Annotated in this window: 16 protein-coding genes; 1 reads left to right on the top strand and 15 read right to left on the bottom strand. The window is 73.3% G+C overall.

Annotation, left to right across the window (positions count from 1 at the left end; genetic code table 11):
* Nucleotides 1-51 precede the first annotated feature (51 nt).
* The 13 genes from ACFOSY_RS27935 to ACFOSY_RS27995 form a co-directional block, all read right to left on the bottom strand.
* Nucleotides 52-1,140: a dienelactone hydrolase family protein gene (locus tag ACFOSY_RS27935; protein WP_394311922.1), complete on the bottom strand. Its 1,089-nt coding sequence runs from the start codon at nt 1,138-1,140 to the stop codon at nt 52-54.
* Between the two features lie 14 nt (nt 1,141-1,154).
* Nucleotides 1,155-2,267: a pectinesterase family protein gene (locus ACFOSY_RS27940; RefSeq protein WP_394311924.1), complete on the bottom strand. Its 1,113-nt coding sequence runs from the start codon at nt 2,265-2,267 to the stop codon at nt 1,155-1,157.
* A gap of 89 nt (nt 2,268-2,356) precedes the next feature.
* Nucleotides 2,357-3,682 (bottom strand): pectate lyase family protein, encoded by a 1,326-nt coding sequence (locus ACFOSY_RS27945; RefSeq protein WP_394311927.1) that lies wholly within the window; start codon nt 3,680-3,682, stop codon nt 2,357-2,359.
* Between the two features lie 115 nt (nt 3,683-3,797).
* Nucleotides 3,798-5,162 (bottom strand): ABC transporter substrate-binding protein, encoded by a 1,365-nt coding sequence (locus ACFOSY_RS27950; RefSeq protein WP_394311929.1) that lies wholly within the window; start codon nt 5,160-5,162, stop codon nt 3,798-3,800.
* Nucleotides 5,159-6,709, bottom strand: a complete 1,551-nt coding sequence (locus ACFOSY_RS27955; RefSeq protein WP_394311931.1) for a glycoside hydrolase family 43 protein — start codon at nt 6,707-6,709, stop codon at nt 5,159-5,161. The genes ACFOSY_RS27950 and ACFOSY_RS27955 overlap by 4 nt, the downstream gene beginning before the upstream one ends.
* Nucleotides 6,706-7,551: a DUF6807 domain-containing protein gene (locus tag ACFOSY_RS27960; protein WP_394311933.1), complete on the bottom strand. Its 846-nt coding sequence runs from the start codon at nt 7,549-7,551 to the stop codon at nt 6,706-6,708. The genes ACFOSY_RS27955 and ACFOSY_RS27960 overlap by 4 nt, the downstream gene beginning before the upstream one ends.
* The gene (locus ACFOSY_RS27965) at nt 7,548-8,714 is read right to left on the bottom strand and encodes a Gfo/Idh/MocA family protein (RefSeq protein ID WP_394311935.1); all 1,167 of its coding nucleotides are present in this window, start codon (nt 8,712-8,714) and stop codon (nt 7,548-7,550) included. Before ACFOSY_RS27965 ends, ACFOSY_RS27960 begins: the two co-directional genes overlap by 4 nt.
* A complete protein-coding gene (locus ACFOSY_RS27970; RefSeq protein WP_394311937.1) occupies nt 8,711-9,607 on the bottom strand; it encodes a carbohydrate ABC transporter permease in 897 nt (298 codons plus the stop codon). Before ACFOSY_RS27970 ends, ACFOSY_RS27965 begins: the two co-directional genes overlap by 4 nt.
* Complete coding sequence (locus tag ACFOSY_RS27975) at nt 9,604-10,536, bottom strand: carbohydrate ABC transporter permease (RefSeq protein WP_394311939.1); 933 nt, start codon at nt 10,534-10,536, stop codon at nt 9,604-9,606. Before ACFOSY_RS27975 ends, ACFOSY_RS27970 begins: the two co-directional genes overlap by 4 nt.
* A gap of 123 nt (nt 10,537-10,659) precedes the next feature.
* The gene (gene araD / locus ACFOSY_RS27980) at nt 10,660-12,390 is read right to left on the bottom strand and encodes an L-arabinonate dehydratase (RefSeq protein ID WP_394311945.1); all 1,731 of its coding nucleotides are present in this window, start codon (nt 12,388-12,390) and stop codon (nt 10,660-10,662) included.
* The gene (locus tag ACFOSY_RS27985; RefSeq protein WP_394311948.1) at nt 12,378-13,331 is read right to left on the bottom strand and encodes a dihydrodipicolinate synthase family protein; all 954 of its coding nucleotides are present in this window, start codon (nt 13,329-13,331) and stop codon (nt 12,378-12,380) included. The genes araD and ACFOSY_RS27985 overlap by 13 nt, the downstream gene beginning before the upstream one ends.
* Complete coding sequence (locus ACFOSY_RS27990; protein ID WP_394311950.1) at nt 13,328-14,017, bottom strand: GntR family transcriptional regulator; 690 nt, start codon at nt 14,015-14,017, stop codon at nt 13,328-13,330. Before ACFOSY_RS27990 ends, ACFOSY_RS27985 begins: the two co-directional genes overlap by 4 nt.
* Nucleotides 14,018-14,209: 192 nt before the next feature.
* Nucleotides 14,210-14,803, bottom strand: coding sequence for a TIGR03086 family metal-binding protein (locus ACFOSY_RS27995; RefSeq protein ID WP_394311952.1), 594 nt, complete (start codon nt 14,801-14,803; stop codon nt 14,210-14,212).
* A 150-nt stretch (nt 14,804-14,953) separates the two neighbouring features.
* Here ACFOSY_RS27995 and ACFOSY_RS28000 point away from each other — a divergent pair, with 150 nt between their 5' ends.
* Nucleotides 14,954-16,189 carry an MFS transporter gene (locus tag ACFOSY_RS28000; protein ID WP_394311954.1) on the top strand — a complete coding sequence of 412 codons (1,236 nt, stop codon included), beginning with the start codon at nt 14,954-14,956 and terminating at the stop codon, nt 16,187-16,189.
* Here ACFOSY_RS28000 and ACFOSY_RS28005 read toward each other — a convergent pair.
* Together ACFOSY_RS28005 and ACFOSY_RS28010 are read right to left on the bottom strand one after the other, a co-directional pair.
* Nucleotides 16,126-17,295, bottom strand: a complete 1,170-nt coding sequence (locus ACFOSY_RS28005) for a hypothetical protein (protein WP_394311956.1) — start codon at nt 17,293-17,295, stop codon at nt 16,126-16,128. The two genes, ACFOSY_RS28000 and ACFOSY_RS28005, sit on opposite strands and share 64 nt — an antisense overlap.
* Nucleotides 17,292-18,233, bottom strand: a complete 942-nt coding sequence (locus ACFOSY_RS28010) for a 5-dehydro-4-deoxyglucarate dehydratase (RefSeq protein ID WP_394311959.1) — start codon at nt 18,231-18,233, stop codon at nt 17,292-17,294. The genes ACFOSY_RS28005 and ACFOSY_RS28010 overlap by 4 nt, the downstream gene beginning before the upstream one ends.
* Nucleotides 18,234-18,454 lie beyond the last annotated feature (221 nt).

Here is an 18,454-nt window from a genome sequence, read left to right on the forward strand (position 1 = left end):
CCGGACACGGTCCGGGCCCTCGCACGGGGGGTGCGTCACGCGCGGGGTGCGTCAGGCGTGGAGCACGGAGTCCAGCCAGGCGTACGTCTCGTCCTGCATCGGGGAGTCGAAGGTGTGGCCGTGTCCGGGCCGGACCTCGAGCCGCAGCCGGTCCTCGGCGTCCCAGGCCCGCCAGACCGTGCGCAGCCTGTCGTACGCGGCCCGTACGCCGTCGGCGGGGAAGAGGGGGTCGCGCCCGCCGTGGAGGAACAGCATCGGCTTGGGCGCGGCGATGCCCGCCACGTCGGGGAGGTCGAGATGGCGGGCGAGTCCGGGGTGCAGCATGTGGAACGCCGACTGGCCGCGCAGCGTGTTGTTGCCCGGCACCAGCAGCTGTTTCAGCCCGGTCATCCAGCAGACGCTCGCGGCGGCGGTTACGTGGTCACTGAGCGCGGCAACCTGCCAGGCGCGGAAGCCGCCCATGGACCAGCCGGCGGCGGCGACCCGGCGGGCGTCCACCCGGTCGAGCCCCGCGAGGAAGGCGGCGGCGCGCTGGTCCTCGCGGGCGTGCAGTCCGGCGAGGGAGGAGCCCAGCTGGTAGAGGGTGCTCGCGAGCGCCTGCTGGTCCTCGTACGCGAGCGGGCCGCGTTCGCCCCAGCCGAGGGCGTCGAGACAGAGCACGACGTGCCCGCGGCGGGCGAGTTCGTCGCCGGGGAAGCGGCCGTCGAAGTGGCGCCCGGCCCACTCCTCGGCGGAGGCGAGCCGGGTGTCGTCGTACCACGGGCGGACGCACTTCTCCTTGCCGATGTCGAAGCGGGAGCCGTGGTCGTGGAGCAGCAGCACGCCAGGGAAGGGTCCGGTGCCGTGCGGGGTGAGGAGGACGCCGCGGGCGCGGGTGCGGCGGGTGAGCGTGACGGTCACCGACTCGCGCGCGTAGCCGTCCCCTTCGGGCCCGGGGACATGCACGGGGTCGAAGGGCAGGGCGGGTTCGGCGGGGACGAGGAGCGCGTCCTCCACCGCGGCCCGGGCCGCCCGGCGCCAGCGCGCGGGGTCGCGGACGGGTGAGGTCCCCCAGGCGAGCGGGAACGTCAGGTCGTCCTTGAGCGCGTCGAGCAGGCCGGGCGGTCCGGGCGGTCCGCACAGTCCGGGCAGTCCGGGCATTCCGGGCAGGGAGGTCATGCCCGGGGCCGCCAGTCGCCGAGCCAGGCCTGGCGGGTGTGCGCGACGGCCTGGGCGGGGCTGAGCTGGGGCCGGTTGGCCGGGACGGTGATGACGGCGCCGGGTCCGGTGTTGCGGTACTCGGCGAACCGCTGGTCCTGCCAGGGGTGGCCGCTCGCCATGTTCGTGTAGGGCGCGACGGCGTCGATGCCGGGGCCGAGGCGGGTGTCGCGCACGGTGAGCATGGGCCGCGCGGTCGGGTCGGAGCTGGGCACCCAGGGGCGGGCCAGCTTGTAGTGACCGTCGGGGACCTCGCCGCTGATCCTGCTCCGGGTGACCAGGAAGCCGCGCGGGGTGGTGACGGCGGTGGAGGGCGCGAAGACGAAGCCGAACGGGGCGGAGGTCAGGTCGGGGCGGGTCAGTGTGCGGAAGTCGCAGTCCTCGAACACCGCGGTGGCCCGGCCGAAGACGAAGTCGACGTCGCCCTCGGCGTAGCAGTGCGCGAAGTACTGGCGGGCCACGGTGTCCAGGGACGCCGTGTCGGCGTAGAGGGTGTCCTGGTGGCCGAGGAACCGGCAGTGGAGGAACGCGCTGCGGTCGCCCATGACCTTGACGGCGACGGCCTGGGTGCCGGTCATGCCGGGGTGGTCGGCGCGCAGCCAGTCGTTGGCGAAGGTGATTCGGCGGGCGGTGAAGCCGTCGGGGCGCAGGGTGGTGGTGGCCGACCCGGAGGTGCCGTAGGTGCCGGAGCCGTCGGGCTTGGGGGTGCCGGCGGCGTTGTCGTACACGACGACCACGTCACGGGGGTCCTCGGAGGCGCCGAGCCAGGTCATGCCGGTGCGGTCGGCGGGGACGGAGACGGTCTCGCGGTAGACGCCGGGGGCGATGACGAGGGTGCGTCCGGTGCCGGTGGCGGCGTCGACGGCGGCCTGGAGGCCGGTGAAGTCGCCGGCGCCGCGCGGGTGGACGTAGAGGGTGGCGGGGGTGAGCCGCGCGGACGGCGAGCCGTAGCGGCCGAAGGGGCGGGGCGGCGGGCGGTGCGCGTGGGCCGGTGCGGCGGCCAGGGCGAGGGCGGAGCCGGCCGCGGCGCCGGCCAGCAGGACGTTCCTCCGGGACAGGTGCGAGGGCATACGAGGGCTCCTTGTGGGGACGCGTGGGGTGAGCCGGTGCGGTCCGCAGTGGGGGCGGACCGCACCGGCGGCCTGGGACGGCGCGCGGGTCAGCGGGCGCGGCCGGCGCCCGCGCCGAGGGCGACCAGGGCGGGCACGGCCCACGCGGGGTGCACGGAGGTGCGCAGGGTGGGCGTCCAGCCGGCGCCGGAGCGCAGGGCCTCCTCGGGGATCTCCGCGTTGTGCACGGCGATCAGGTCGACCGGGCGGCCGTTGACGAGGTTGTGCCGGGCGGTGAGCGGGGCGTCGTTCCACCGCTTGAGGACCTTCGCCGGGCTGACGCCCCGGGGCAGGGTGAACGCGTTGTGCTCGGCGACGAGCTGGGACTCCTTGCCGACGCCGAAGCTGTAGCCGTACCCGGAGCCGGCCACGAAGTGGTTGTTGTAGACGTCGACCTGCCCGAACCGGACGCGCGGGGTGCGCTCGGTGAGGTCCTCGAACAGATTGTGGTGGAAGGTCGCCTTCAGCTTGCCCCGGTCGCCCACGGCGGTGGACTCGCTGTCGCTGTTGCCGATGAGGATCGTCTTGTCGTGCTCGGTGAAGACGTTCCAGGAGGCGGTGACGTGATTCGCGCCCTTGACGATGTCCAGCTCGCCGTCGTGCTGCTGGTAGAGCATGCCGAAGTGGGTGGGGGCGGCGCTGTCGGGGTGCGCGCCGTCGGTGAACGTGTTGTGGTCCAGCCACACATGGGTCGAGCCGTGCACGACGACGGTGTCGTACTCGCTGTTCCAGTTGCCGCGGTCGCCGTCGGTGGGGTCCCACTGCGGGAAGCAGTCGACGGGGCTCTCCAGGGTGAGGTTGCGGACGATGACGTTGTCCACGTCCTTGATCTGGAGGCTGGCGCCCTTGATCGCGGCGTTGCGGCCGACGCCGATGATCGTGGTGTCGGAGGGGACGTTCACCTTGACCGTCGCGTCCTGACGGGCGGCGGAGGCGCGGCGCAGCCCCTCGGGGCTGTCGTCGGGCTCGCCGGTGAGGTCCCGCTCCAGGCCCCAGGTTTCGGGGGCGTAGGTCTCCAGGTAGGCGTCGAAGTCGTAGCCGGGGACGGCGAGCGCGTCGCAGCCGTCGGCGACGGCGTCGATGACGCCCTTCACCTTGATGATCCTCGGGGCGTCCCCGCCCTCCGCGAGCGCGGCGGTGAACTGGGCCCAGTCGGTCACGGTCCGGACGTGCGCGGCGTCGGCGGCGGCGCCTCCGGTGGTGCCCGTGCCGTAGGAGGCCCAGCCGTCGCCCGCGGGCAGGGTCCGGCGGGCGGGGTCGTGGTGCGCGGGGGTGCGGGCCTGCGCGGCGGTACCGGTCAGGGCCAGCACGAGGGCGGCGCAGCCGGCCGGAACACCGACGCGCCTGGCATGTCCATGCCATTTTGATCTGTCCATGGTGCGGCTCTCCTGTTCGCGGGGATGTGAAGCGCCCCTCAGGGGCGCGGGGAACTGCGCGCCCAGCCGGGGACGGCCGGCAGCCGAACAACCACAGGCCGCCCCCGAACCGGGATCAACCCATCTGCTCGTCCCACTCGGCCTGAGCCTCGTTCAGCTGCTCGGCGAGCCCGTCCAGGAAGGACTTCGCGCTCATGTCCCCCAGCAGCACCTTCTGGAAGTTCGGCTCGTTGTCCGCCTTCGAGACGGTGTTCCAGTCCGGCAGGTAGTACGGCAGCTGCACGATGGTCGTGGACCCGTCCGACAGCGCCTGCGCCGCCAGCTTCGTCGGCTCCGCCTTCGCGATCCACGCGTCCTTCGCCGCGTCCGCGTGCGCCGGCACCTGCCCCGCCGACTCGTTGAACTTCGAGTTCGACTGCGCGGAGGCCGCGAACTCGATGAACTTCCAGGCCGCGTCCTTGTTCTTGGAGCTCTTGAACAGGCCGATGCCGTCGACCGGGTTGGAGACCTGCACCCGCTTGCCGCCCGGGCCGACCGGCTGCGGGATGCCCCGGAACTTCTCCGTGCCCAGCGCCTTCACATGGTCCTGGTACGAGCCGAGGTTGTGGTTCAGCATCCCGATCTCGCCGGAGTCCCACTGCGCGACCATCTTGGTGAAGTCGTTGTTGAGGTCGGCGGCAGGGGTGACCTTCTTGAACAGCGCCGCGTACCGCTCCAGCGCCTTGACGTTCCGCGGGTCGTTGACCGTGGTCCTCTTGCCCGTGGAGTCCCAGAACGAGGTGATGCCGGACTGACCGTACATGGCGTCGAGGGCCTGGGCGATGGAGCCGGCGCCGCCGCGGATGGTGTAGCCGAAGCGGTTGCTGCCCTTGTCGGTGAGCTTCTCTGCCGCGTCGAAGAAGCGGTCCCAGGTGGTCGGCTCCTCCAGACCCGCCTTCTCGAACATGTCGGTGCGGTAGTACAGGACGCCGTTGTTGGCGGAGGTCGGCACGGAGTACAGCTGGTCGTCCCCGCCGCCGGCCGCCCGCAGCGACTCGATCATGTCCTTGTTGAGCTTGCCGTTCAGGGACGAGCCCTCCAGCCGCTCGTCCAGCGGCTCCAGCGCGCCCTGGGCGGCGAAGCCCGCGAGCATCGACGCGCTGATGCCGCCCACGTCCGGCAGCCCGCCGCCCTGGATCGCGGTGTCCACCTTCGACTGGTACTCGGTGGACGCGATGCCGACGTACTCGACGTCGATGTCCGGGTTCTTCTTCTCGAAGTCGGCGATGATCTCCTTCCAGATGTCGGTGCGGACACCGCCGTTGTTGTCCCAGAAGACGATCTTTCCCGTGCCGCTGCCCTCGGCGCCGTCGCCCGAGCCGCTGCCGTCGTCCCCGCAGGCGGTGGCGGTCAGCGCCAGGACCGCTCCCAGGGCGACGGCCACAGACGTCCTGCCGCGGCGCCCTCTGTCCGTGCTTCTTCCGAGAATGCTGATCTTCATCGGTCGGCTCTCTTCTCCTGGATACGGATCCTGAACTGCGTGAACGTGGCGGTACCGGCGTGTCCCTGACCGGTGGGCGCCAGGGCGACCAGGCCGAGCAGAGCACCGACCCAGCGCCAGGGAGTCGCGGCGAAGACCTGGCCGGAGGGGCGGAAGCCCTCCCCGGCGCCGTCTCCGGTGTCGTACGAGAAGCGGCAGCGCGCGCCGGCGCCGATGTCGACGCGCAGCCGGGCCCGGCCGCCGGGGGCGGGGCGCGGGGGCGCGGCGTCCCGTTCGTGGTCGGCGGCCGGCTCGGCGAACCGGTGCACGAGCCGCACCGTGCCGTCCGGGCCGCGCTCGAGTCCGATCCAGCTGTAGGCGTCCCCGAGCACCGCGAGCCCGGCGCGAGCCCCGGGTTCGCCGTCGTCGAGCCGCAGGTCCACCTCGACGGTGCACGGGGCGCCGGGCAGCCGCTGGGTGAGGACGTTCGGCAGGGCGCGCAGATCGTGCGCGTCGGCGGTGCGGACGCAGGTGAGGCGCAACCCGTCGGCGAAGTGGTGGGTGGCCCAGCCGTCCCGGGGGTTGGCGGTCCACTGCCACTGGCGGCCGGGGCGTCCGCCGGGGAAGTCGTCGTCGGTGGCGGGCGCGGCGGGCGGCTGCGGCGGCAGGTCGGGGCGGCGGTGCCAGGCGACGGGCGCGCCGTCGTCCCCGATCACCGGCCAGCCCCCACCGTCCCACCGCATCGGCTGGAGGTGGACCACCCGGCCGTAGGCGCCGCGCTGCTGGAAGTGCAGGAACCAGTCCTCGCCGGACGGGGTGCGCACCCAGCCGCCCTGGTGCGGGCCGTTGACGTCGGTGTCCTTCTGCTCCAGGACCACCTTCTCCTCGTACGGGCCGAAGAAGGCGCGGGAGCGGAAGGCGCCCTGCCAGCCGGTCTCCACTCCCCCGGCGGGGGCGAGGATCCAGAACCAGCCGTCGTGCTGGTAGAGCTTGGGCCCTTCGAGGGTGAACCAGCCGGGGACGCGGTCGCCGTCGACGATCACCTTGCCCTCGTCGAGAAGTTCGGTGCCGTGCGGGTGCATCCGGTGGCCGGTGAGCCGGTTCTTGACGCCGGAGCGGGACTTGGCCCAGGCGTGGACGAGGTACGCCTCGCCGGTCTCGTCGTCCCACAGCGGGCAGGGGTCGATCAGTCCCTTGCCGGCCTTGACCAGGTGGGGGCGGGTCCACGGGCCGCGGATCTCGGGCGCGTTGACCTGGAAGATCCCCTGGTCGGGGTCGCCCCAGAAGATCCAGAAGCGGCCGTCGTGGTGGCGCAGGGCGGGGGCCCACACCCCGCAGTCGTGCCGGGGGACGGCGAACTCGCCCTCGGGTTCGAGGCGTTCGAGAGCGTGTCCGACGAGGGTCCAGTTGACCAGGTCGCGGGAGTGCAGCAGGGGCAGCCCAGGGACGCGGCCGAAGCTGGAGGCGGTGAGGTAGAAGTCGTCGCCGACGCGGATCACGTCGGGGTCGGACCAGTCGGCGTCGAGGACCGGGTTGCGGTAGACGGGGTCGCCGGGGGCGGCGCTCATGCGCTCACCGCCTTGGCGGCCAGGGCCGCCGCCTCCCGGCGGTCCAGGCGGCCGTCGGCGACGACGGTGACGACCCGGCGCTCCACCGTCTCCCCGGGCGGGACGGGCAGCCGCGCGTCGTGCGCGAGGGAGGAGCCGACACCGGGGTACTCCTCGGTGCGCACGAACCACGGGTCCCGGCGGGTCGCCTCGGTGGCCGCGGCGAGGACGAGGGTCCAGGCGGAGCCGGCCAGGGCGACCCAGTCTGCGGTGTGACCGTGCACCGCGTCCGTGCCGTCGGCCGTCTCGGTGAACACCCCGGGCGCCGCGTCCTCCTTGCGGGCCCGCCAGAAGAAGCCCCCGTAGGCGGCGCCGGGGCGGCCGTTGGTGGCGGGGCTGCCGACGGACAGCGGGCGTCCGGAGACGTTGGTGAGGGCGAAGGCGAGATCCAGGGCCCACGCACTGTCGGTGAGCGCGGTCGCGGTGACCGTGCGCCGCTCGCGGAGCAGTTCGCCGGGCGCGGCCACCCAGCGCAGCTCCTCGGTGAAGCCGTCGGCCTCGCGCCGGTGGTAGGCGGTGTGCCGCTGGGCGCCGTGGTTGTCCAGCTCGGTCGGCCCCTGGTCGCGGACAAAGGTGCGTCCGCCCCAGAAGTTGAACCCCTCGACGTCGGGAACGGCGACACCGACGCCGAGGTGGTGGGTGTGGTCGGCGGGGCTCAGCTCGGTGACCGCCGTGCCGGCCAGGGTGGTGACGGGGTGCAGGTAGGGGCGCGGGGAGAGCCGGGCGGGCAGTTCGGGCCGGGTGACGTACCGGCCGACGGGCCGTCCGGCGACGCGCAGCACCACGGAGTCGTTGCCGGTCATCGGGGGCTCACCTCTTTCGGCGGATGGTGGTGGACGGGACGGGCCCAGGGGGCGCCCAGCTCGGAGTAGAGGGACAGGCTCTCCGCGGCGGCCGCGACCAGGGCGTCGATGCCGGGCACCACCCGGCGGTCCTCGCCGGGTACGCGGTGCCAGGCGTCGTCGGGCAGCGGGGCCGGGTCGGGGGCGGAGCGGACGGCCTCGACGACCCGCATGAAGGCGCCGGTGTCGTCGGGGGTGACGAGCAGGCCGGTGCCGTCGTGGAGGTGGGCGAGGAGGTTCTCCAGCAGGTCGGTGCGGCCGAAGCGGAGTTCCTCGGGGCCGTGGCCGGCGCGCTGGAGCAGGACGCGGTCCTGCTTGTACCAGAAGGTGATACGGCCGCTCGTGCCGTGCACCACCACGTACGGCTCGCCGTCGTGCTCCGCGCACAGGGTGGCGGCGACGGTGACCGAACCGCCCTGGACGGTGGTGACGCGGACGCAGGAGGTGTCGTCGGACTCGATGTCGTTGGCGCGCAGCAGCTCGGTCTCGATGCCGGCGACGTCCTCGGCGCGGATGCTGCCGGCCAGCGCGAGGGCGGTGGCGACGGCGTGCGCGAGGGGGTTGGTGAGCGCCCCGTCGACGACGTCGGCGCCGTCCAGCCGCCGGCGGCCCGCCCAGGGCGCGCGGCGGAAGTACGCCTCGTCGCGCACCCAGGCGCCGGCCCCGCCGATCCCCGTCACCCGGCCGACGGCGCCCTCGGCGATCAGCTCGCGGATCGCGGGCACGGCGTGCGAGCCGAGCGACTGGAAGCCGATCTGGCAGGCCACCCGGGCCGCGGCGACCCCGTCGGCCATCCGGCGGAACTCGGCGTAGGAGGGCGCCGGGGGCTTCTCCAGCAGCAGGTGCACGCCCCGCTCGGCCGCGGTGAGGGCGAGGGGGGTGTGGGTGGGGATGGGGGTGCAGATGACCGCGGCGCGGGCGCCGGTGGAGTCGAGCAGCGCGCCGAAGTCAGGTGACTGCTCGGGGAGTTCACCGCCGCACTCGTCCTCGGTGAGCGGGGTGAGCTCGCAGATGCCCACGAGCCGGGCCAGGTTCTTCGCCTGGAGGCGGCGGATGTTCTCCAGGTGCCGGCGGCCGTGGCCGCGGGCGCCGGCGAGGACGACGGGAACGGGCGCGGACGTCATCCCTTCACCGCCCCCGCGCTGAAGCCGGTGATCAGCCACTTCTGGATGAAGGCGAACACGATCACGACGGGGACGGCCGCGACGATGCCGCCCGCGGCGAGCGCGCCGAGGTCGACGCTGTCCGCGCTCATCAGGGTGTTGAGGCCGACCGGGATGGTCTGCTTCTCCTGGTTGTTGAGGAACATCAGGGCGAACAGGAAGTGGTTCCAGGAGTGGACGAAGGCGAAGGAGCCGACGGCGATCAGACCGGGCCGCAGCAGCGGCAGGACGACCACCCGGAACGCCCGGAACCGGTCGCAGCCGTCGACCCAGGCGGCCTCCTCGAGCGAGTACGGCACGTTCTTGATGAAGTTGCTGATCAGGATCATCGACAGCGGCAGCTGGAACACCGTCTCGGCGAGGATGACGCTGCCGAGCGAGTTGATCATCCGCAGCTCGGCGAAGATCTCGAACAGCGGGACGAGGAGCAGCGCGCCGGGCACGAACTGCGAGCAGAGCAGGGCGAGCATGAAGCCGCGCTTGATCCTGAAGTCGAACCGGGCGAGGGCGTAGCCGCCGGCCAGGGCGACCAGGGTGGTCATGATCAGGGTGGCGACACCGACCAGCACGCTGTTCTGGAAGAAGGTGGCGAAGCCGCGGTCGGTCCACACCTTCTCGAAGTGGGCGCCGGTCATCGGCCAGGGCACCAGCGAGGTGGAGCCGGCCGGGCGGAGCGCGAACAGCAGGATCCAGTAGAAGGGGATGAGGGTGAAGACGAGGTAGATGCCGAGCGGCAGGTAGATCTGCCAGCGGGGCGCCTCGTCCCAGGCCCGGCGCCTCTTGGCCGGCCGGGGCGGCTCGGGGACGGCCGGCGCGGGGGCGGGGGCGGCCGCGGTGGCCTCCTTGGTGATCACTTCTCGCCTCCGAACTTGCTCAGCCGCAGGTAGACCGTCGAGCAGAAGAGCAGGATCACGAACGCCACCGTGGTCAGGGCCGACGCGTAGCCGAAGTCGTGGGCGTCGACGGAGGTGTTGGCGATGTACAGCGGCAGCGTGGTGGTCGTGCCGGCGGGTCCGCCGCCGGTCAGCGTGTAGAGCAGGTCGACGTTGTTGAACTCCCACACGGCGCGCAGCAGCGTGGAGAGGATGATGGCGTCCTTCAGGTGCGGCAGCGTGATGTGCCAGAACTGCTTGAAGCGGCTGGCGCCGTCCACCTCGGCGGCCTCGTACAGGTCCTTGGAGACGGACTGGAGGTCGGCGAGGATGAGGATCGCGAAGAAGGGCACGCCGCGCCACAGGTCGGCGACGACCGCGGCGGGGAACACCGTGGAGGTGTCCGACAGCCAGCTCACCCCGTACTCGCCGATGCCCATGTCCGCGAGGTAACGGGTGATGCCGGTCTGGGAGTTGTAGAGCAGCACCCAGATCGCGGAGGTCAGCACGCCGGAGACGGCCCACGGGGAGAACACCAGCGCGCGGCCGAGGGCCCGGCCGACGAAGGTCTGGTTGACGACGAGGGCGAGGGCGAGCCCGAACAGCAGCTGGAGACCGACCTCGACGAACACCCACTTGGCGCTGAAGACGAGGGTGTCCCGGAAGAGGGGGTCGTCGGTGAAGATGCGGGTGAAGTTGTCCAGTCCCGCGAAGCCGTTCCGCCAGGGCTTGGTGGGGTTGTAGTCCCGCAGGCTGTAGTAGAAGACGCTGAGCACCGGGTACGCGATGAACCCCAGCATGAGCAGGGCGGCCGGCGCGATCAGCAGGTAGGGCAGTCGGCGGGGTGCGGCGGAGGCACGGCGCCGCCTCGGTGGCGCGGGCGGTTTCGCCACGGCTGCGGCTTGGGCCATGACTGTTCTCCGTTTCTCGGTACGTCGTGCTGTGCGGGGTGCCTGGGCCGATCCGGGGGGCGCTTGGCAGGAAGCGCTTTCTGCACGGGTGTGCGGGAGCCCGGTCCGCCCGGGGAGGGCGGATCAGCCCGCGTACGGGTCCTGGACGGCGCCCGGCCGGGCGAGGAACTCGAAGTCGCAGCCGGTGTCGGCCTGGGTGATCTGGTCGAGGTAGAGCGCGCCGTAGCCGCGTTCGTAGCGCGCGGGCGGCGGCGTCCACTCCGCGCGGCGGCGGCGCAGTTCCTCGTCGTCCACGTCGAGGGTGAGGGTGCGGTTCTCGACGTCGAGGGTGATCGGGTCGCCGGTGCGCACCAGCGCGAGCGGTCCGCCGACGTGCGACTCGGGGGCGACGTGCAGCACGCAGGCGCCGTAACTCGTGCCGCTCATCCGGGCGTCGGAGATCCGCACCATGTCCCGTACGCCCTGCTTGAGCAGGTGGCCGGGCAGGGGCAGCATGCCGTACTCGGGCATGCCCGGACCGCCCTTGGGTCCGGCGCCCCGCAGCACCAGCACGCTGTCGGCGGTGATGTTCAGCGCCGGGTCGTCGATGGTCCGCTGCATCTGCTTGTAGTCGTCGAAGACGACGGCGGGACCGGTGTGCTTGAGCAGGTGCGGCTCGGCGGCGATGTGCTTGATGACGGCGCCGTCAGGGCAGAGGTTGCCGCGCAGCACGGCCACCCCGCCCTCGGCCGCGACCGGGTTGTCGCGGGTCCGGATCACGTCGTCGTCGTGCACCCGCGCGCCGGCGAGCTGCTCGCGCAGGGTGTCGTGGCAGACGGTGGGACGGTCCAGGTGCAGCAGGTCCGGGATCCGGGAGAGGAACCCGGGCAGCCCGCCCGCGAAGTGGAAGTCCTCCATCAGGTATGTCCGTCCGCCCGGCCGTACGTTGGCGAGCACGGGGACGGTGCGGGCGATGCGGTCGAAGTCGTCGAGGGTGAGCCGCACGCCCGCGCGTCCGGCCATGGCGATCAGATGGATGACGGCGTTGGTGGAGCCGCCGAGCCCGAGGACGGTCGTGACCGCGTCCTCGAAGGCGTCCGCGGTGAGGATGTCGCCGATCGTGCGGCCCTTGTGGATCAGGTCGACGATCGTCATGCCGGCCTTCGCGGCCATCCGGTCGTGCCCGGAGTCGACCGCCGGGATGCTGGACGCGCCCGGCACGGTGACGCCGAGCGCCTCGGCGGCGGCGGTCAGCGTGGACGCGGTGCCCATGGTCATGCAGTGGCCGGGCGAACGGGCCAGGCCGCTCTCCAGTTCCTGCATCTCGCAGTCGCCGATGACGCCGGCCCGCTTGTCGTCCCAGTACTTCCACATGTCGGTCCCGGAACCGAGGGTCTCGCCCCGCCAGTGCCCCGGCAGCATGGGCCCGGCGGGCACGAACACGGCGGGCAGTCCGGCGCTCGCGGCGCCCATCAGCAGGGCGGGCGTCGACTTGTCGCAGCCGCCCAACAGCACGGCCCCGTCGACCGGGTAGGAGCGCAGCAGCTCCTCGGTCTCCAGGGCGAGGAGGTTGCGGTAGAGCATGGGGGTCGGCTTCTGGAAGGTCTCGCTGAGGGTGGAGACCGGGAACTCCAGCGGGAAACCGCCCGCCTGCCACACGCCCCGCTTCACGGCCTGCGCGCGGTCGCGCAGGTGGACGTGGCAGGGGTTGATGTCGGACCAGGTGTTGAGGATCGCCACGACCGGCTTGCCCAGGTGCTCCTCGGGCAGATAACCGAGCTGCCGGGTGCGGGCGCGGTGGCTGAAGGAGCGCAGGCCGTCCGTGCCGTACCACTGGTGGCTGCGGAGCTCTTCGGGTGACTTCATATCGACCATCCGGCGGCGATGGCGGCGACCTCGGCGCGCTCGCTCTCGGGCAGCGGCCTGCTGGGCGGGCGGACCTCGCGGCGGCACAGCCCGAGGGAGGCGAGGGCCTCCTTGACGACGGTGACGTTGTTGGCGGAGCCGTTGGCGGCGCGCAGCTCCTCGAAGCGGCGGATCTGCTCCCACACCTTCATCGCGGTCGGGTAGTCGCCGGAGCGCAGCGCCTCCAGCATGGCCAGCGACACGGACGGGGCGACGTTGACCAGGCCCGAGGTGAAGCCGGTCGCCCCGGCCGAGAAGTACGAGGGGGCGTACGGCTCGGCGAGCCCCGCCACCCACACGAACCGTTCCAGGCCCGCGTCGCGGGCGAACGCGGCGAACCGGGCCGCGTCCGGCACCGCGTACTTCACGCCGATCACGTTGGGGCAGGCGTCGGCGAGTTCGGCGAGCCGGGCTCCGGTGAGCTGCGCGTTGCGCAGGTAGGGGACGACGCCCAGCTCGGGCACCGCCTCGGCGATGGCCCGGTGGTAGTCGACCCAGCCGCTCTGCGACACGTACGGGTGGACGGGCTGGTGCACCATCACCATCTGCGCGCCGAGGTCGCGGGCGTGGCGCGCGGAGGCGACCGCGGTGGGCACGTCGTGGCCCACCCCGACCAGGATCGCGGCCCGGTCGCCTGCCTCCTCGACGGTCAGCTCGGCGACGAGCCGCCGCTCTGAGGGGGTGAGGGCGTAGAACTCGCCGGTGTTGCCGTTCGGGGTGAGGGTGGTGATGCCGCCGTCGAGGAGGCGGCGCAGCAGCGCCCGGTAGGTGTCCGGGTCGACGGAGCCGTCCTCGGCGAACGGGGTGACGGGGATCGCCACCACGCCGGCGAGGGCCGCGCGCTGCGCCTCGAACGACGGGAGCCCGGCCGTGCGAGGTGCGCGCGTCCGGGTGGGAGACGTGGTCGTCATGCCTGACCGTCCTTCCGGGATTCCCGCTCCGCCGCGGACTCGGTCTCGAACTCCGCCTCGGGGAAGGCGCGTCGGACGAAGGACGCGATGTGCGCGTGCAGGGCGCGCGCGGCGCCGTCCGCGTCCCCGGCGAGGGCCAGGTCGAGGATCACGCGGTGCTCGTCGGCCTCCCGCTCCCAGGACGGGTCGGCGGCCCAGGCGACCGCGGAGACCAGGGCGGCCTGGTCGCGGACCTCGTCCAGCATGCGGCCGAGCAGCGGGTTGCCGCAGGGCAGGTAGAGGGCGCGGTGGAACTCGCGGTTGGCGAGGGAGCGTTCGGCGGTGTCGGTGGCCCCGTCGGCACGGGTCAGCGCCTCGCGGGCGTCGTCAAGGGAGGCGCCGCGGCGCACGGCGCGCCGGAGCGCCTCCGGCTCGAGCAGCAGCCGCACGTCGTAGACCTCGCGCGCCATGTCCGCGTCGACCATGCGCACCGTGACGCCCTTGTACTGGCTCATCACCACCAGTCCGGTGCCGGCGAGAGTCTTGAGCGCCTCCCGCACCGGGGTCTTGGACACCCCGAACTGCGCGGCGAGGTCGGTCTCGACCAGGGCCTGGCCGGGGGTCAGCCGGCCGGTGAGGATGCGGCGTTTGATCTCCTCCAGCACGTACTGCGTGCGGGAGGGGATCGGCGTGGGCACAGAGGTCATGCGCGCCTCTCGGATCTCGCGTCGGATCGCGTATCGGATCTCGCGTATCGCGTCTCATATATGACGTACGAAGTACGACGCGGATGACCGTAGGAGCGGGCCGGTGGTTCGTCAATGCTTCTGACAAAGGAAGGTGAGGTCGCTTCTCGCGGGCGCTCTTCGGGGGCGGTCGGTCGCGGCCCCGTCCGCTCCTCAGGCGGGCCTGGTCCAGTCCGGGTCGCGGCCGCTGAGGCCGATCGCCCGGTCCAGCAGCGGGGCGTCCGCCGGGACGGGGACGACGGGTCCGAAGATGCCGCCGCCCCGGTCGCCCTCCTCGGCGGCGGCCCGGAGGAAGGCGTGGGCGCGCTCCAGCGCGGCCGGGTCGGGCGTGTACGGCTGCCCGGTCGCGCGGGCCAGGTCCCAGCCGTGGACCACCAGTTCGTCGAGGGCGACGGCGGCGGTGACCTCGCCCGGCATGTCGACGCCCCCGGCCCGTGTCATGCCGGTCCAGGCCGCCGGATCCCGCCAGGCCTCGGCGAGTTCGTCGAGCGCCTTGGGCAGTTCGGCGCGCCAGGCGGGTCCGACGTCCGGCAGGGCGTCCTGGGGACCGGTGTCGGTGGTGGCCCCGAGGTCCTTGCGGCCCGCGTCACGGAAGGCGACGGCCAGCCCCAGGAGGTGGCCCAGGACATGACGCACGGCGTACCGCGGGCACGGCGTGCCGTCCGACAGCTGCGCGTCGGTCACCCCCTCGGCCAGACGGGCGACGATCGCGGTCTGCGGTCCGAAGTCGAGCGGAGTGTCGGTCATGGCTGCTCCCGGGATGCGATGGCGTACGAAGGGGTGACCGGACACGGCCGCGGAACTCATCGGCGAGCGGTTCCGGCGCCCGCCCCCGTCCGCTCCCTAGGGCATTCGCCCGATGCCGTCCCCGCCGCCTTAGGACCACGATGACCAGGCATGACGACGAGATGGACGGCGGTCCGCGTGATGCGTGACCGCACCGCGGGGCGGTGTCTGACGGCGGTGGTGGTCTCCGGGTTCGGCACCTCCGCGCTGTGGCTGGCGTCGGGGGTGTGGGTCAAGGACCTCACCGGTTCGGACGGTCTCGCGGCGCTGTGTCTGCTGGCGATGTGGGCGCCCACCCTGGCGGGTCCGCTGCTGGGCACGCTCGCCGACCGTCACCGGCGCCGGCCGCTGCTGATCGCGCTGAGCCTGTTCATGGCGGCGCTGCTGCTCACGCTGTGCGCGGTGGACGGGCCCGGGGAGCTGTGGCTGCTCTACGCGGTGCTGTTCGTGTACGGCGCGGCGGGCACGGTGCACGACGCGGCGGAGTCGGCGCTGGTCGCGGGCGCGGTGGACGGCTCCCTGCTGGGGGACTTCAACGGGCTGCGGATGACCGCCAACGAGGGCATGAAGCTGCTCGCCCCGCTGGCCGGCGCGGGGCTGTACACGGCGTACGGCGGGCCGGGCGTCGCCGTCCTGGACGCGGCGAGCTTCCTGGCGGCGGCGCTGGTGTACCTGTCGCTGCGGGTGCGGGAGGAGCGGCCGGCGCCCCGGCGGGAGGACGGCCGGAGCGCGACCGCCGAGGGCGTCCGGCGCCTGTGGGCGGACCCCGTGCTGCGCCCGCTGGTCCTGGCGGGCGGGGTGACCATGCTGTGCGCGGGCGTGAGCGGGGCGCTGACGTACGCCGTGGTCGAGGCCCTCGGCCACCCGCCCGCGTACGCCGGTGTGCTGTACGCCGTGCAGGGGGCGGGGTCGGTGGCGGTCGGGCTGCTGTCCGGGCCGGCCCTGCGGCGGACGGGCGCCCGGCGGTTCGCCGCGTACGGCATCGCCCTCCTGGCCGTCGCGGTGGCCCTGCGCGCGGTGCCGTACGACCCGGTGGCGTGGGCGTGCTCGGCGGCGATCGGCGTGGGGCTGCCCGCCGCGCTGATCGCCGTGCTCACGAGCGTCCAGCGGCGCACTCCGGGCCCGCTGCTGGGCCGGGTCACGGCCACCGCGAACACCCTGGTGTTCACGCCGAACGTGATCGGCCTCGCGGCGGGCGCGGCGCTGGTCGAACTCCTCGACCAGCGCGTGCAGCTGGTGGTCCTCGGGGTGGTGCTGGGGGTGACGGCGGCGGTGCTGGCGGGTCAGCGGCCGGACAGCGCCGAGCGTACGGCGGCGAGGTCCGCGTCGGAGGCCAGTCCGGCGTGATAGAGCCGCAGCTCGGTCGCGCCCAGGCGGCGCGCCTCGGCGGCGTCGGCCGCGAGGGTGCCCGGGCTGCCGCCCAGGCCGGAGACGACGGTGAAGTTGGCGGCGAGCACGGCGCCCTCCCGGCCCGCGCGGGCGAACGGGGCGACCGGGCCGGGACCGCCGGTGCAGGGGACCACCACGCCGTCGGCGACGGAGAGGACGTGGGCGGGGTCGACCCCGGCGTTGGCGCCGCAGTGGTAGGACACCGGGTCGGCGTGCAGCAGCACCTGGAAGCCGTCGGGAGCGGCCCGGCGCACGGCGGCGACGGCCTCCTCCTGGAGGGCGCGGGCCGTGCGGTCGCGCCACGCGCGCGTGGCGTGCGCGCGGGTGTCCCCCAGCAGCTTCTCGATGCCCGTCCAGCCGCCCCCGGAGGACGCCTCTCCCCGCCACACGGGGTCCAGCGCGTCCCGTACGGCGGCGGCGAGCGCGTCCGCGTCCAGGCCCTCGGCGCCGTAGCCGTCCCGGCAGGCGGGGCAGAAGCACAGGGACATCAGGTACTGCCCGGCGTCCCCGAGCGGGACCCCGGCGGTCTTGTCGTGGGCGTGCAGATGGGCCAGCCCGTACCAGCCGAGCGACTCCAGTTCGGTGCCGCGCGCCCCGGGACGCACGGCCGCCTCGGCGGCGAGGTCCGTCAGGTAGGCGCGGACGTCCGGCTGCGCGATGCACGGCGCCCAGGGGTAGCGGTCGCCGTAGGCGTTGACCACGGAGGTGTCCGGATGCTCCTCGCCGAGGCGCGAGTTGTGCGCGAGCACCACCCAGGTGTGCACCTCCAGGCCCGCGTCCGTGAGCGCGGCGGCGGCCTCGCCGAAGGCGTCCCCCGGCGCCCAGTCGCCCGCCGGACGGGGACGCGGCACGCGCCCGGACCAGCGGGACTCGTCGGCCGGGTACAGCACGGCCGCGTACTCGGCGGTGACCACGCGGTGCCGGGGATGGCGGGGGGTCAGCGCGCGGGTGGAGTGGTAGGCCGAGGCGAGGGTCACCTGGGCGGTGCCGAGCTCCGCGATCCGCGCGGGCGCCCCGGGGTCCCCGTTGACGTCCCAGGGGTAGACGAACGCCGATGCCTTCACATGCCCTCCTCGAGCAGCGCCTGTCCCCGCTCGATCAGCTGAGCGAGCTGCTTGAGATGATCCCCGGCCGGCTCGTGCAGCGGGGGGCGGACCTCCCCGACGTCCAGCCCGCGCAGCCGCACCCCCGCCTTGACCAGCGAGATCGCATAACCCTGGCCCTTGTCGCGCAGTTCGACGAACGGCCGGTAGAAGTGGTCGGTCAGGCGGCGCACGGTCGCCTCGTCGCCGGTGCGCAGGGCGGTGTGGCAGGCGAGGGCGATCTCCGGCACGAAGCAGAACACCGCGGACGAGTACAGGGTGACGCCGAGGCCGTTGTAGGCGGGCTGGGTCAGCTCGGCCGTGGGCAGCCCGTTGAAGTACAGGAACTCCTCGACGCCGGCCGCGCGCACGGCGCTGACCGTGCGCTGCATCAGGTCGAGGTCGCCGTAGCCGTCCTTGAGGCCCACGACGCCCTCGGTGCGGGCCAGTTCGACGACGGTGGCGGGGGTGAACACGGCGTTGTCCCGCTGGTAGACGATCACCGGCAGGGACGTCGCGGCGGCCAGTTCGCGGTAGTGCCGCAGCAGCCCCTCCTGCCCGGCCTTGACCAGGTACGGCGGCATGGCGAGCAGTCCGTCCGCGCCGGCGGCCTCGGCCAGCCGGGCGTAGCGGACGGCGAGCGCGGTGCCGTAGCCGGCGCCCGCGACGACCGGGACACGCCCCTCGGCCGCCTCCACCGCCACACGCACGCAGGTCTCGAACTCCTCGGGCGTCAGCGCGTGGAACTCACCCGTGCCGCAGCAGGCGAAGACGGCGGCGGCCCCGGCCTCGACGCCGCGCCGCACATGGAGCCGGTAGGCGGCGGGGTCGACGGCGCCGTCGGGTCCGAAGGCGGTGACCGGGAAGAACAGCGGCCCGCTGGGGATACTGAGTCGCGCGGCGAGAGGGGCTGGCGTCACTGTCTCTCCCTGGTCGTGGTCCTGGTCCATATTCTTGATTGGCGTCCATATTTCTGAACGGGACCACGCTAAGACGGGCCGGGGAGGCAGGTCAAGCGGATCGCTGCGCGGGGCTGACGCGGGAGGGGGGAGGCCGGGGTACTTGACGCGTCACGTCGGGGCTCCTTAGCGTGTCCATGCACGTGAACGCTGTGCTTCCACCTGCACGTTCGCTTCCGTGT

The organism is Streptomyces lusitanus (assembly GCF_042647945.1).
Taxonomy (GTDB): domain Bacteria; phylum Actinomycetota; class Actinomycetes; order Streptomycetales; family Streptomycetaceae; genus Streptomyces; species Streptomyces pseudogriseolus.